General features: G+C 69.2%; 13 protein-coding genes. 10 read left to right on the top strand and 3 right to left on the bottom strand.

The genetic code is table 11. The features are described from left to right. Positions 1-125: 125 nt before the first annotated feature. Positions 126-1424 (bottom strand): cryptochrome/photolyase family protein, encoded by a 1299-nt coding sequence (locus EV653_RS29880; RefSeq protein WP_134107656.1) that lies wholly within the window; start codon positions 1422-1424, stop codon positions 126-128. A gap of 61 nt (positions 1425-1485) precedes the next feature. Here EV653_RS29880 and EV653_RS29885 point away from each other — a divergent pair, with 61 nt between their 5' ends. The 10 genes from EV653_RS29885 to EV653_RS29930 all read left to right on the top strand — a co-directional run bounded on the left by EV653_RS29885 (position 1486) and on the right by EV653_RS29930 (position 9861). Continuing rightward, complete coding sequence (locus EV653_RS29885; protein ID WP_134109319.1) at positions 1486-2199, top strand: metal-dependent transcriptional regulator; 714 nt, start codon at positions 1486-1488, stop codon at positions 2197-2199. 91 nt (positions 2200-2290) lie between these two features. Then, on the top strand, positions 2291-3070 hold the full coding sequence (locus EV653_RS29890) for a class I SAM-dependent methyltransferase (protein WP_134107658.1): 780 nt from the start codon (positions 2291-2293) through the stop codon (positions 3068-3070). A 43-nt stretch (positions 3071-3113) separates the two neighbouring features. Next, entirely contained in the window at positions 3114-4499 is a 1386-nt protein-coding gene (pabB, locus tag EV653_RS29895) for an aminodeoxychorismate synthase component I (RefSeq protein WP_134107660.1), read from the top strand. After that, the gene (locus tag EV653_RS29900; protein ID WP_134107662.1) at positions 4496-5194 is read left to right on the top strand and encodes an aminotransferase class IV; all 699 of its coding nucleotides are present in this window, start codon (positions 4496-4498) and stop codon (positions 5192-5194) included. Before pabB ends, EV653_RS29900 begins: the two co-directional genes overlap by 4 nt. 708 nt (positions 5195-5902) lie before the next feature. After that, positions 5903-6808 (top strand): SPFH domain-containing protein, encoded by a 906-nt coding sequence (locus EV653_RS29905; protein ID WP_134107664.1) that lies wholly within the window; start codon positions 5903-5905, stop codon positions 6806-6808. Between the two features lie 13 nt (positions 6809-6821). Then, the gene (locus tag EV653_RS29910) at positions 6822-7031 is read left to right on the top strand and encodes a hypothetical protein (protein WP_238160533.1); all 210 of its coding nucleotides are present in this window, start codon (positions 6822-6824) and stop codon (positions 7029-7031) included. Beyond that, complete coding sequence (locus EV653_RS29915) at positions 7024-7788, top strand: GOLPH3/VPS74 family protein (protein WP_134107668.1); 765 nt, start codon at positions 7024-7026, stop codon at positions 7786-7788. The genes EV653_RS29910 and EV653_RS29915 overlap by 8 nt, the downstream gene beginning before the upstream one ends. 59 nt (positions 7789-7847) lie before the next feature. After that, the gene (locus EV653_RS29920) at positions 7848-8207 is read left to right on the top strand and encodes a GntR family transcriptional regulator (RefSeq protein WP_134107670.1); all 360 of its coding nucleotides are present in this window, start codon (positions 7848-7850) and stop codon (positions 8205-8207) included. Next, positions 8207-9103, top strand: a complete 897-nt coding sequence (locus EV653_RS29925; RefSeq protein WP_134107672.1) for an ATP-binding cassette domain-containing protein — start codon at positions 8207-8209, stop codon at positions 9101-9103. The genes EV653_RS29920 and EV653_RS29925 overlap by 1 nt, the downstream gene beginning before the upstream one ends. Then, entirely contained in the window at positions 9100-9861 is a 762-nt protein-coding gene (locus tag EV653_RS29930) for a hypothetical protein (protein WP_134107674.1), read from the top strand. Before EV653_RS29925 ends, EV653_RS29930 begins: the two co-directional genes overlap by 4 nt. Before the next feature lie 398 nt (positions 9862-10259). Here EV653_RS29930 and EV653_RS29935 read toward each other — a convergent pair whose 3' ends face one another. Together EV653_RS29935 and EV653_RS29940 are read right to left on the bottom strand one after the other, a co-directional pair. Beyond that, a complete protein-coding gene (locus EV653_RS29935; protein ID WP_238160534.1) occupies positions 10260-12905 on the bottom strand; it encodes a glycogen debranching protein in 2646 nt (881 codons plus the stop codon). Positions 12906-12948: 43 nt separating this feature from the next. Then, positions 12949-13953, bottom strand: a complete 1005-nt coding sequence (locus EV653_RS29940; RefSeq protein WP_134107676.1) for a LacI family DNA-binding transcriptional regulator — start codon at positions 13951-13953, stop codon at positions 12949-12951. Positions 13954-13977: the final 24 nt, after the last annotated feature.

The following is a 13977-nucleotide window of genomic DNA, read 5'->3' on the forward strand; positions in this document are numbered from 1 at the left end:
CGCGATCGTCAAGAGCTGGCGCGGACCTCCACCACTGACCAAGTGCGTCCGAGCGGGTGGCATCGGCGCCGCCCGAGCGTGCGGCGGCGCTGCGTCGGGAGGTTGGTGAGTGGTGCCGGTCCGACTCAGCGGATCGCGGCGTACCGGCGGAGGGCCTCGGCGCGGGCCTCGCCGTGGTCGACGATCGGGTCCGGGTAGGCGTCGGCGCCGTACCGCCAGGGCTCGTGTGCCGTCTTGCCGTCGAGGTGCCGCAACTCGGGAATCCAGCGGCGGACGTACTCGCCGTCGGGGTCGAACTTCTGGCCCTGGCTGACCGGGTTGAAGATCCGGAAGTACGGCGCCGCATCCGCACCGCAACCGGCCACCCACTGCCAGTTGAGCGAGTTCGACGCCAGATCGCCGTCGCGCAGCGTCTTCATGAACCAGCGAGCGCCGAACCGCCAATGCACGTGGAGGTCCTTGACCAGGAACGACGCGACGACCATCCGCACCCGGTTGTGCATGAAGCCGGTCTCGGCCAGTTGCCGCATCCCGGCGTCCACGATCGGGAACCCGGTCCGCCCCACGCACCACGCGTCGAACAGTTCGCCCGGTTCGTCGTACTGCATCTTGTCGAACTCCGGGCGCAGCGGCTTCCAGGCGGCGTGCGGGTGGCGCGCGAGCAGGTCCGCGCAGAACTCACGCCAGGCCAGCTCGCGGCGGTACGCCTCCGCGCCGGCGCTGCGTTTGCGGGCCAGATCGGCGAGCATCGTCCGCGGGTGGATCTCGCCGTACTTCAACGGCACCGACATCCGTGAAGTGCTGTCCAGATCGGGCCGGTCCCGCTCGTCGTCGTACGCCGCGATGTCGTCGAGGTACGCCTTCCAATGCTGCAGCGCAGCCTGCTCCCCGGCTCCGTCTCCGGGCGGCAGCTCCTCGCCGGAGGCCTTCACCCACGTCACGTCGGACGGCGCCTCGACCGGCTGTCGCCACCCGTGCGCCAGCCACGCCTTGAAGTACGGCGTGAACACCTGGTACGAGCGCCCCTGCTGATTCAGCACCCGTCCCGGCGCCACGGCGTACGGCGATCCCGTCCGCCTGAGCGGACACTTCAATGAGGCTTCAACTTCTTGATCGCGCTGCTGTCCGTACGGCCCGTAGTCCGCGCTGACATGCACACTCGCGGCGCCGATCTCGTCCGCGATCGCCGGTACGACGGTTGCCGGATCACCTCGCCGTACGACGAGCGGTCCGCCCATCGAATCGGAGAGGCTGCGCAACGACGCCGCGAGGTGATCCCGCCGCGGATCGCCCGAACGCTCCCAGAGCAACGGATCCACCACGAACACGCCCAGGACGCGGCCGTCACCGGCCGCCACCGCGTCGAGCAGAGCCGGATTGTCCGCCAGCCGAAGGTCCCGGCGGAACCACATCACCGCTGTCATCGTGCCCATCATCCGCCAGTACCCAGCAGCGATTCGGTAAGGGTTGCCTCAATAGGTGAGAATGGTTGTCGTGAGCGAGCTGATCGATACCACCGAGATGTACCTGCGGACCGTCTACGAGCTGGAAGAAGAGGGCATCCTCCCTCTCCGGGCACGGATTGCCGAGCGCCTGCACCAGTCCGGTCCGACGGTCAGTCAGACGGTTGCGCGGATGGAGCGCGACGGTCTGATCAAGGTGGAGGGCGACCGCCATCTGGAGCTCACCGACGTCGGCCGCAAGCAGGCGGTCCGGGTGATGCGCAAGCACCGCCTCGCGGAGCGTCTGCTGGTCGATGTGATCGGACTCGAGTGGGAGGACGTGCACGCCGAGGCCTGCCGCTGGGAGCACGTGATGAGCGACGCGGTCGAGCTGCGGCTGCTGAAGATCCTCGACAACCCGACCGAGTCGCCGTACGGCAACCCGATCCCGGGTCTGGAGGAGCTGCAGACCAGCGGTATCGCGAGCGGGATCGAGGACTTCCGGATCGGTGTCGAGCCGCTCGACCAGGTCCTCGACCAGTCCACCGGCGAGAGCGTGCGGGTGCTGGTCCGCCGGATCGCCGAGCCGGTCCAGACCGACGACGACGCGATGGCCGTACTGCGCAAGGCCGGCGCGCTGCCCGGTCGCGAGGTGGACTCCACGATGGACACCGACGGTGTGCTGGTCGGCAGCCGCGAGGCCGGCGGCGTGATCAGCGACGAGACCGCCGGGCACATCTTCGTCAGCCGCGTCTAGATCGGCACCCCCTCCCTGATCGTCAACTCTCTGTTAACGCTGAGCACCCGGCGAAGTACGCCGGGTCGCCAGCCGGTAGGTTCAGCCCCCGATGTCTGAGAACTTTGTTGATTGGCCGCAGTACCTGCGGGAATTCCACACCGCCGCACCCGGCAGCACGGAAGCGCTGTTGTCACGGGCAGTGGCCGGTGACCACACGCCGTACCGGTGGCTGGTCCGTGCCGTGTCGGGGGAGGCCCGGCGGGTGCTCGACCTCGCCTGCGGCAACGGGCCGGTGGCGCGTGAGCTGTACGGGCGCTGGGTGGTCGGCGTCGACAACAACCCGGCCCAGCTCGCTGGTGCGCCCGGTCCGAAGGTGCAGGCGGACGCCCTCCACCTGCCGTTCGCGAACGAGGTCTTCGATGTCGTCACCTGCTCGATGGGCCTGATGGTCCTCCAGCCGCTTCCCGACGTACTCGCGGAGGCGGCCCGGGTACTGCGGCGCGGTGGCGTGCTGGCCGCGATCGTGCCCGCCGTACGGCCGCTCCGGCGCGGGGACATCCGCACGCTGAGCGGTCTGACCACGCGGCTGCGGTCCACGCCACAGTTCCCGGCCGGTGGCGAGATCACCGAGCTGAAGGACCAGCTCAAGCACGCCGGCTTCGACGTCATGGAGAGCCAGCGCGAGCGATATGTGTACATGATCCGCAGCCGCGACGACGCGATGCGGCTGATCAACGCGCTCTACCTCCCGGGGACGCCGGACATCCGCCGCGACACCGCCGCCGCCTGGCTCGCGGATCGCGCCGAATCGAAGGACGGCCTCGAGGTCGCGATCCCGATCCGCCGCATCACCGCGATGCGCACGAAGGTCGCACTGACCATCTCCTGAGCGCTGGGGTCCGCTGCGGCCTCGCGATCGGTACGGTGTGCTTGTGAGTGCGCTGCGCTGGTCCGTCCGGACGCTCGATCGAGCGCTCGACGGCGAGACGGTCTACCGCGAGCTGCTGGCCGCCGAACCGGTCGCGTTCTGGCTCGACGGCAGTCTCACGGACCGGGCGCCGCGTCGCGTCTCGGTCCTGGGCACTTCGCTCGGGGCCGAGGTCATCGTCCGGGATGTTGCCGACGGCGACGTCTTCGCCGAGCTCAACGAGCTGCTCGCCGCGCAGTCCGCGGAGCCCCCTCCCGAGCTGGCCGGCCTCTTCTGCGGCGGCTATGTCGGGTACTTCGGGTACGAGCTGAAGGCGCTCACCGGTGGCCGGGCCGCGCACGAGTCGCCGACGCCGGACGCCCTCTGGATCTGGGCGAACCGGTTCGTCGTCATCGACCACGATCACGACCTGACCCACCTCGTCGCGGTCGACGAACCGGGTGCCGGCGAGGACTGGCTGGACCGGGCCGAGGAGGCCGCCGCCGATTGGTGGATGGGCAGCCTCGACCCGCCGGCGATCGCCACGCTCGACCTCGAGGCGCATCTCGAGCAGGACCGCGCGACGTACCTGGCCGGCATCGCGCGCTGCCTGGAGGAGCTCGAGGCGGGTCAGACGTACGAGGTCAATCTGACGAACCGGGTCCGGCTGCCGGCCGTGCAGGACCCGTTCGAGTTCTTCCGCTGGCAGCGGACCGCGAACCCGGCGCCGTACGCCGCCTTCCTCCGGTACGGCGATCTCGCGGTGGCGAGCTCTTCGCCGGAGCGATTCCTGACCGTCGATGCGGACGGCTGGGCCGAGTGCCGGCCGATCAAGGGGACCGCGCCGCGTGACCTCGACCCGGCGCAGGACCAGCTCGCGGCGAAGGCGCTGGCCGAGGACGACAAGACCCGGGCCGAGAACCTGATGATCGTCGACCTGATCCGCAACGACCTCGGCCGGGTGAGCGTGCCGGGGACGGTGACCGTGCCGCAGCTGATGCAGGTCGAGAGTTACCGGACCATGCACCAGCTGGTGACGACGGTCCGCGGCCGGTTGCGGGCCGGCCTGACTGCGGTCGACGCGGTGCGGGCGTGCTTCCCGCCGGGGTCGATGACGGGTGCGCCGAAGATCCGCACGATGGAGATCATCGACGAACTCGAATGGAGCGCGCGCGGGGTGTACTCCGGCGCGCTCGGCTACCTGTCCCTGGACGGGCGGGCGGACCTGAGCGTGGTGATCCGGACGGCAGTGCTGACGCCGGACCAGACTGTGGTCGGGGCAGGGGGCGCGATCGTGCTGGATTCCGACCCGGTCGCGGAGTACGAAGAAATGGTGCTGAAAGCAACGGCAGCCGTCGGCCGGGCCGGTCGCGGGTACGGATCTTTCCGCGGTGAGGGGTGGGGGAGATGAGTGGTCTGCTGGTGGCGGATTCGTTCCTGGTTGCCAATGGCAAGGTCCGGGGACTGGAGCTGCACCGGGAACGGTTCGTCCGGTCGTGCGCCGCGGCGGGGGTCGCCGCGGAGCGGTTCTGGGACGAGCAGGCCGGGCGGTTGCCCGGGTTCGGGCGGTGGTTCCCGCGGTTCGAGCTGCAGACGTCGGGTGAGCTCGCCGTCCAGCTGCGGCCGGCGCCGCCGATCGGCGGACGAGTGCGCGTCGCCGTACACGAAGGTCCTGATCCGCGAACCGCGCCGCGGGTCAAAGGGCCGGACCTGGAGTTGCTCGGGAAGCTGAAGGAGGCGGCGCCTGATCGCGCGGACGAGGTCCTGCTGCTCGACACCGACGGGACTGTGCTCGAGGCGGCGTACTCGGCGGTCGCGTGGTGGGAGGACGACACGCTCTGCTTCCCGCAGTCGGACCGTCCGCTGCTCGCTTCGGTGACCGCACAGCTCCTGCGCCGGATCGCCGCCAACCAGGGCGTCGAGATTTCCGAGCGGGCCGCCACGCCGCAGGACCTGCAGAACGCGACCGAGGCCTGGCTGGTGAACGCCCTGCACGGCATCCGCCCGATCCACGCCTGGGGCGCCTCGGCCATCGACCCGCTGCCCAACTCCCACTCCTCGCTGTGGCAGTCCCACCTCGAGTCCCTCGCAACCCGCCTCCCCTAACCCCCGCCTATAACCCCGCCCCGCCCTCGCCCCGCCCTCGCCCCTGCTCCGCCCCCGCTCCGCCCTCGCCCCTGCTCCGCCCCCGCCCCTGCTCCGCCCCCGCCCCTGCTCCGCCCTCGCCCCTGCTCCGCCCTCGCCCCTGCTCCGCCCTCGCCCCTGCTCCGCCCTCGCCCCTGCTCCGCCCTCGCCCCTGCTCCCCCCCGCTCCGCCCTCGCCCCTGCTCCGCCCCCGCTCCGCCCTCGCCCCAGCTCCGCCCCCGCTCCGCCCTCGCCCCAGCTCCGCCCCCGCTCCGCCCTCGCCCCAGCTCCGCCCCCGCTCCGCCCTCGCCCCAGCTCCGCCCCAGCTCCACCCCCGTCCCAGCTCCGCCCCAGCTCCACCCCCGTCCCGCCCGCCGACCTCGCCCCGGCCTCGCCCTCGCCTCGCCCTCGCCTCGCCCTCGCCTCGCCCTCGCCTCGCCCTCGCCTCGCTCCGCCCTCGCCCTCGCCCCGCCCCCGTCCCGGCGGCTCGAACGTTTGAGGGGTTGACCCCCGAGACGGTCGCTTGGCCCCGGAGATTCCGGGTACGCAACCGACCGTCTCGGGGGTCAACCCCTGAGAGGTTCGGTGGTCGGTGGTCGGGGGACGGGGCCGGTGGTGCGGCTGAGGCATCGCTTGTAAATGTGATATCACTTTGCTACCTTTGCGCTATTCGAGCAAGGGAGCGTGCGTGATGGTGGATGTCGCGGTGGAGATGCCGGCGCCGAAGGTGACCGAGCGGGCCGGCCGGGATCTGAACGGATGGCCGATGGCGCTGCTGGCCTTCGTGTTGCTGGTGGCCGGGGTGTCCGGGCTCATCATCGGCGCCACCCATGATCGAGGCCCGCAGGTCGTGGGTGGCATCGCGGTGTTCGTGGTCGGCCTGATCGTCGCCGCCGGGCTGACCGCGGTCTCGCCGGGCCGGGCCAGGGTGCTGCAGATCCTCGGGCGGTACGCCGGGACCGTGCGCACCAACGGTCTGCGCTGGGTGAATCCGATCTCCTCGCGGCGCGAGGTCTCGACCCGGATCCGCAACCACGAAACGGCCGTTGCCAAGGTCAACGATGCTGACGGCAACCCGATCGAGATCGCCGCGGTCGTGGTCTGGCAGGTCGAGGACACCGCGCAGGCGATGTTCGAGGTGGACGACTTCGTCGAGTTCGTCGCGATCCAGACCGAGACCGCGGTCCGGCACATCGCGAACAGCTACCCGTACGACGTCCACACCGAGGATGGCGTGCTGTCGCTGCGGGACAGCACCGACGAGATCACCGAGAAGCTGTCGGCGGAGATCGGTGCGCGGGTTCACGCGGCGGGTGTGCATGTGATCGAGTCGCGGATCACGCACCTCGCGTATGCACCGGAGATCGCCCAGGCGATGCTGCGGCGCCAGCAGGCGGGTGCGGTCGTCGCGGCCCGGCAGCGGATCGTCGAAGGTGCGGTCGGCATGGTCGAGCTGGCGCTGGACCGGCTGTCCGAGCACGAGGTGGTCGAGCTGGACGAGGAACGGAAGGCGACGATGGTCAGCAACCTGATGGTGGTGCTGTGCGGCGACCGTGACGCCCAGCCGGTGGTCAATGCCGGCTCGCTCTACCAGTGAGTGGTCGTCTGCCGTGGCTGTCGAACGCAAGAAGATCCTGCTCCGGCTGGATCCCGTGGTGCACGACGCGCTGGCCCGCTGGGCGGCCGACGACCTGCGCAGCACCAACGCTCAGATCGAGTATCTGCTCCGCCGAGCCCTGGCCGACGCCGGCCGCCTCCCCGGTGGCCTGAGCAAACCCCGCCGCCCCGGCCGCCCTCCTAAGGAGGAAGACGATGGCTAGGAAACCCACAACAATCGCGGCACGTGATCAGCTGGTGCGTCGAGTGCCTCGTGGCCCGGCTGGACCTGCAGGTGCGGGCAGAGGTGACGACAGGCGTGCGCCGAAGGTTGTTGCTCTTGGCAACCTGCAGGTTCCGGAGTCGTTGGCGGCGCGGATGTTCTTGCTGGCTTGTGATTCGGAGCGGCAGCGGCTGGTCGCTCGGGGGAAGGTTGGGAAGGTGATGCGGGCGGCGGCCTTGGTTGACCTCGTGCTGGGCGGGAATCTTGTTGATGACGGCGGGCGGGCTCGGGTGACGAACGCGCCGGTTCCGGCCGATCCCGTGCTGACGGGAGTGCTTGAGGAAATGCGGGCGGCGGGACCGCGGCGATGGCGGCATTGGGTTGAGCGGCGGCCGGGGGCGACGGTACGCCGGGTGCGCGACGAGCTGGACCGTGCACGGTTGATCAAGGTCGAGCCGCATCGCATCCTGGGGATCTTCCCGGCGGACCGCATCACCATCCGCCACCCGCTGATGCGTCGGCAGCTTCTGCAAGCCGCGCACGACACCCTCCGCGCCTCGCGGCTCGTCTCCCGGGTGGACCTCCGCGACGCGTCGATCGTCGTACTCGCGTCCACCGCGGACCTGCGCACGATCGTCACCAAGGAGCAGCGCATCCGCCACAAGGACCGCCTGGCGCAGCTCGCAGTCCGCGTCGGCCCCGTCGTACCGGCTCTGAAGAAGGCGCTCCAGCAGACGCAGTACTCCGCGGGCGGGTGACCCTGCGAGGGTCTACGGTTCGTTACTCAAGTACCTAACCAGGGAAGGGGGTGGGGGTTGTGTTCGACGACCGGAGTCCGATCTATCTGCAGATCGCGGAGCAGATCAAGAACGACATCGTGACCGGTGCGCTGGCCGAGGACGAGCAGGTGATGTCGACCAACCAGTACGCCGCCTTCTACCGGATCAACCCGGCCACCGCGGCGAAGGGGTTCGCGCAACTGGTCGACGAGGGCGTGCTGTACAAGAAACGCGGCATCGGGATGTTCGTCTCCCCGAACGCCCGCGACCTGCTCCGCACCGGCCGCCGCGACTCGTTCTTCGCCGACGTCGTCGACCCGATGATCCGCGAAGCCAAAGCAATCGGCATCCCGTTGAAAGACATCCTCCAGCACATCCGCAGCTATGGAGACGCTTGATGACCACCGCCCTGACTGTGAGGACCGAGAACCTCTCGGTGCGGTTCGCCGGGGTGCCGGCGTTGGATCGGCTCGATCTGCGGCTGGCGCCCGGGAAGATCCACGGCCTGCTCGGCCGGAACGGATCCGGTAAGAGCACGCTCGCCGCGGTCCTGGCCGGGTTCCGCCGGCCCGACGAAGGTCGGGTCCTGATCGAGGGCGGCGACCTCGGTACGCCGCAGGAGCCGTACGAGAACGCCGTCGTCACCAGCCGCGTGTGCCTGATCCGCGAGTCCGGCGACCGCCCCGAGGCAGTGTCGGTCAAACAAGCGATCGCACTGGCCGCTGCGCTCCGCCCGTATTGGGACGCCGACCTCGCGGGCGATCTGCTGGACCGCTTCGAAGTACCGCTGAACAAGAAGATCCAGAAGCTCTCCCGCGGAAAGAAGTCAGCGCTCGGCGTCGTTCTGGGCCTGGCCAGCCGGGCCCCGCTGACAATTTTCGATGAGAGCTACCTGGGCATGGACGTCCCGTCGCGGAACCTGTTCTACGACGCGCTGCTCGCCGACTACACCGAAGTACCGCGCACAGTCGTGCTGTCCACCCACCTGGTCAGCGAGGTCAGCGCGATGCTCGAAGAGGTCGTCATCCTCGACAACGGCCGCCTCGTCACGCAGTCCCCGGTGGACGCACTGCGCGGTCGGGGCGCGTCGATCGTCGGGCCGGCCGCGGCCGTGGACAAGTTCACCGCGGGCTTCACCGTGCTCGCGGAGGAGCGGCTGGGCGGCACCAAGTCCACCACGGTCCTCGGCGACCTCGACCCGGCGCTCCTCGCGCAGGCGACTGCGGCCGGCCTGGAGATCGGTCCGGTCGGCCTGCAGGACCTCTTCGTCCACCTGACCGGAGCCCGCTCATGACCACGACAGCCGAGGCGGCGCTTCCGCGGGAAGCAACCGACTGGCGCCGGCTGAAGACCGTGCTGTTGTCGATGGCAGTGGGTCTGCGGCAGATGCTCGTCGGCTACTGGATCGTGATGATCGTTGCGTTCCTGGTCATCGGGCTCGTCATACAGCTCGCGACGAGCGGCGTCACCAGCAGCATGTGGGACTACGGAACCCAGTCACCGAAGTACTTCTCGCTGGCGATCGGGGTGACGCTCACCCCGGCGTACCTGGTGTTGCTCGTTGCCCACGGCGTCACCCGGCGGATGTATGCAGTTGCCTCAGGCATCTATCTGACCGGCGCCGCGGCGGCCACCTCGATCGTGTGGGTGCTGGCCTACCAGGTGGAGCACGCGCTCTACGCGTCGCAGGGCTGGCCCGACACGTTGACCAACCCGCACCTGTTCACCAGCACCTCGCAGATCGGTCTGGTGTTCACCGAATTCTTCCTGCTGATCCTGTCCCACGAAGTGACCGGCTGGTTGCTCGGCATCACCTTCGTCCGGCTCGGCTTCTGGCGCGGTCTGCTGATGCTGCCGCTCGCGTTGATCCCCGCGGTGGCCGCCGAGTTCCTGCTCGTCGCGCAATGGCTCGCCGGCATCCTCACCAACGCCGGATATCACCGGCCGCCACTCGCCGTCGCCGTACCGTCCGTCCTTCTGGTCAGCGCGCTCGGCGTGTATGCCGGGTATCGCATTCTGCAACCGATGGCACTCAAACCTGCTAAGGGCTAAGACACGTTATGCACAGGGGGTGTGCATAACCGGGACAGTTTCTGTGGATTGCCGCGCAATCACTGTGGACGACCAAAACTGTTGTCAGGAAAGGCTTGTGCGACCTCCGCTGAGAGCGTAGAAATATCGACACGCCGCTTCGGACTGGAGCGGTGGGTCGATCGGAAACCGAGGGCCCTCGCGGTGGGGATCCCCACCGAGGTAGACCGGTGACGGGGTCTGCCGGCCTCCACGGACCCGTATCGGGAAGCTGGAGACGTCACTTTCCTTCAGCTGGTGCGGGCCCCTCCGGCTCATACTCGGAGGGGCCCGCCATCTTGAACTCGGCGGTCCGGGAAAAATGCGGAAAACAGAACCCCGAGGTCGCGAACGACCTCGGGGTTCTGCGTACGGAGTTCTCAGCGGAGTGTGATTCTCAGTTCGGTGTGAGAACCCTTCGCCGGCACCTGGACCTCCGTCCCGCGGGTGGTGGTGACGAGCTTGTACTGCGCCGACCGGCCGTCGACCGTCACACTCCTCACCTTCGCCCCGGACGGGAGTACGGCGCCGACCGTGAGCGTCGCGCCGACGCCCTTCACGGTCACATCGGTCGACAACGCCTTACCTGTAAGGCGTGCGGAGACATCGATCGAGCCGCGACCGACCCGGATGTTGCTACCGGCCACCTTCTGTTGTCCGGCCGGAACCTGCGGCACCACGGCGATCCTGCCGTGCCCGAGGTCCGGGTCGACGCCGAGCTGCTGGTGGACCACCGGCCAGAGGATGCCGTACGCGCCCCACGCCTGCAGCGCCATCGAGCGGTCGTAGAACGGCCGGCCGATATTCGCCGCCGAGTCCGGCGACGGGGCGATCTCCGGCATCGCGCCGGGGGTCTCCCAGACCGACGGGTCGAGCTGGATCCGGGCGTTGCCGGTCGTGTACGCCTGTTGCTGCTTCGCACCCATCCGGCCGAAGTTGCCTTCCGCAACGGCCATGATCGACGTGTTCAGACCGAAGATGCTGCGCTCACTCTTCACCTGCGACACGACCGGATCGCACGTTGCGCCGGGGTTGCCGGCCGGGTCCGAGGTCGCGCCGGTGCCGGTGTGGAACAGGCCGAATTCGCCTGTGTAGCAAGCCGTTTCACGCTGGTCGAGTGCGATGTTTGCGTGGTCGGTCGAGGCGAGCGGCGAGGCCGGCTGACCGGGTCGGTCCAGTACCGCCTCCATCGGTGTCACACCGATCCAGTGCCGCTGGAAGATCGGAGTGTTGTCGTTCGCCGGGTTGGCCGGGTCGTCGATCGAGTCGGCGTACCCCTTCGCCTGCGGTACCCACCACTGTGCCTCGAAGCGGGACTCGAGGTCGTTCGCGCGGGTGGTGGCCCACTGCTGCACCTTGGTGTCGTGCTTGGACGCGGCCAGGTCGGCGAGGTCGGTCAGACCGCGGATCAGGTAGACGGTGTTGTCCAGCTTCTCCACGCCCATTCCGGTGCGTTCGACGTTGCCCAGGCCCTCCGGCCAGCCGTCTCCGTCCTTGTCCAGTTCGCGGTACACGTACTGCAGGTTCCGCACGCTGAAGTCGTACATCTCGTCGCGGAACTTGTTGTCACCCGTCCACCGCCACAGCAGCGCGACCGTGCTCGGGAACTTCACCGTCTCGTCGGTGTTGCCGGCGCTCTGGTTCGAGCCGAAGTACACGGAACCGGTCGGAGTGACCTCGTGCGCGACCTTGCCGCTGCGGTTGTTCAGGATGTCGCTGACGTCGCGCAGCGCCTTGAGATGGTCCTTGACGGTGTCGAACTGACCAGCTGCGACCGCGGCGAACGCGGTGTACTCACCATCGGTCGCGAACAGCCACGGATAGTCCGGGAAGCCCGCGCCGAACCAGCGCGCGGTCTGGACGGTCCCGGCCGGTGCCGGGTAGTCCTTACCTTCGTTGACGTCCCGGATCTGCAGGTTGTGCGCCTCCTGCACCGAGTCGGCGAGGTTCTGCTTGCTCCACTCGACGCTCTGCTGCAGCAGCCGGTCACCAGGAAGGTCCACTGCGGATTGTGCGTCGATCTGCTGCCGTGCGGAGGTCTTTGCCCGCAGCAACTTCTCCGGGTTGCTCAGGGCCTTGCCGTACTCGCGCTGCGCGGCCCGGCTACCCTGGTCCGATCCGGCCACCGCGAACCAGATCGTCTTCTGCTGGCCCGCTGACAGCTTCACGTCGTACGTGAGCCGGCCGCCCGTGCCCTTGCCGACGAGCGAGTCGTCACAGCGTGCGGGCGTCGTCCCGTCCTTCGGGCAGATCACCGCGGGACTCTGCGGCCCGCGGTGGTCCGGACCAAGGGCGTGATCCGTCGGACGCAGGGACGATCCGACGAACGCGGCATAGTCGTGCGCCGTCGCGTTCGGGTACGACGGAGTGCCCTGCTCGCGGAACCGGAGCGCTCCGTCGGTGTAGTCGCCGGTGTCCGGCAGGTTGGCGTCGGCTGCGCCTGGAGTCGTCCAGTCCCACGGGTACGACTGCATCAGCTCGGAGTGCGCGTCCACGTCGAGCTTGACCGTCTTCGCCGTACTCGAGCTGAGGGTGAGGCCGACCAGCGTCGCGCGGACCCCGTCGGGGACGAAGTCCGTACGGCGTACGTCGACGGAACCGGAGTAGTCGATCCGGCTGTAGCCGTGACCGCTGGTGTACTTCGCGGCGGCGACGTCCTTGCCGAGCCAGTTGCCGTCGAGACCGAACCAGATGCCGTCGAGCAGCTTGATCGGCTGGCTCCAGAAGCCACCCATCTCGCCGCGGATGTGCCAGCCGGACGCGGGGTAGAGGCCCGTCTCGTCGCCCATCGCGTAGGCACGGTCGCCGACGACCAGCGACCGCCGGTCGGGGAGGCGAGTGGTCTCGGACAGCTCGGACGATCCGGCCGAGGCTGTCGGGGTGGAGCTGGTCCTGGACGGCCCGGCGATGGCCGAGGCGGTGCCCGCGAGGACGGTCGCGGCGGCGAGCAGGGCGATCCCGGCCGTTCGGCGTACCGGTCTGCGGCGGGGTGGAGAGCTACTGCGGTTGGTCGGATAGGGAGTCATGGCGGTTCCTCCTTCTCACGGCGCCCGGGGGACAGCGCCGAGGTCAGCCAGGGGCTGAGCTGCCCCTGATCACCAGTTCTGGTTGCAGCAAGCGTTCGCTCGGCGTGCCGTCGGGCGCGCCGGTGAGGATCGTGATCAGTTCGGCGGCGATGTCGTCCATCGGTTGCCGGAGACTGGTCAGGCCGGGGGAGACGACGTCCGCGAGCGGTGAGTCGTCGAAGCCGGTGACGCCGACCTGATGGCCGGCGGTGAGGCCACGGCGGGTGAGTTCGCGGAGCGCACCGAGCGCGAGAACGTCGCTCAGGGCAACGATCCCGTCGATCTCGCGGCCGGCGTCGAGCAGCGCCGCGGTGGCCCGGGCGCCTTCGTCGAGGCTGTCCTCGCGGCAGCGCACGGACAGTCCGCTGATCGGCAGGCCGAGTGCCTTGCATTCGTCGCGCCAACCGCCCGCGCGATCCTCGGCCAGACCGGACGTCTTCGGCCAGCCCAGGAAGGCGATCCGGCGGCGGCCGGTCTCGTACAGGTGCCGGACCGCCATCGCGGAACCGGCCGCACCGTCGACGTCCACCCACGGACCGGGCTGCGTGGTCTGCTTCCACACCCGGCCGAAGCTGACGAACGGGATGCCCTGCTCCTTCAGCCAGCCGTGCCGCGGATCGTGCGTCTCGGTCTGCGACAGCACGAACCCGTCGACGAGCCGGCGGGCGTGCAGATCGTCGTACGTCGGCATGCCGTCGACGCCGGGCGGTGCCGTGAACAGCAGGATGTGCCGGCCGGTGCGTTCGGCGGCGGCACAGAGGGCGTGCAGGAACTGGTCCATCACCAGATGGGTCTGGTTCGGCCAGTTCGGGACGCAGTAGCCGATCAGCTCGACCGCGCTGGTGCGCAGACTGCGGGCGTTACGATTGGGCCGGTAGTTGAGCAGCTCGATCGATTTGTTGACGCGTTCGAGCGTGTCCGGCCGGAGCCGGTGCGGGGCGTTAAGGGCGTTCGACACCGTCTGCACCGACACTTCGGCGTGGGCGGCGACCTGCTTGAGCGTAGCCACAGCGACCTCCCACGGGCGTTTTGA

It is taken from the genome of Kribbella pratensis (assembly GCF_004365355.1).
GTDB lineage: Bacteria > Actinomycetota > Actinomycetes > Propionibacteriales > Kribbellaceae > Kribbella.

Coding starts and splice junctions, on each gene's coding strand:
- EV653_RS29905 (WP_134107664.1), top strand. CDS start 5,903: ATGGTGGATGTCGCGGTGGAGATGCCGGCGCCGAAGGTGACCGAGCGG.
- EV653_RS29915 (WP_134107668.1), top strand. CDS start 7,024: ATGGCTAGGAAACCCACAACAATCGCGGCACGTGATCAGCTGGTGCGT.
- EV653_RS29930 (WP_134107674.1), top strand. CDS start 9,100: ATGACCACGACAGCCGAGGCGGCGCTTCCGCGGGAAGCAACCGACTGG.
- EV653_RS29935 (WP_238160534.1), bottom strand. CDS start 12,905: ATGACTCCCTATCCGACCAACCGCAGTAGCTCTCCACCCCGCCGCAGA.
- EV653_RS29890 (WP_134107658.1), top strand. CDS start 2,291: ATGTCTGAGAACTTTGTTGATTGGCCGCAGTACCTGCGGGAATTCCAC.
- EV653_RS29900 (WP_134107662.1), top strand. CDS start 4,496: ATGAGTGGTCTGCTGGTGGCGGATTCGTTCCTGGTTGCCAATGGCAAG.
- EV653_RS29885 (WP_134109319.1), top strand. CDS start 1,486: ATGGTTGTCGTGAGCGAGCTGATCGATACCACCGAGATGTACCTGCGG.
- EV653_RS29880 (WP_134107656.1), bottom strand. CDS start 1,424: ATGACAGCGGTGATGTGGTTCCGCCGGGACCTTCGGCTGGCGGACAAT.
- EV653_RS29925 (WP_134107672.1), top strand. CDS start 8,207: ATGACCACCGCCCTGACTGTGAGGACCGAGAACCTCTCGGTGCGGTTC.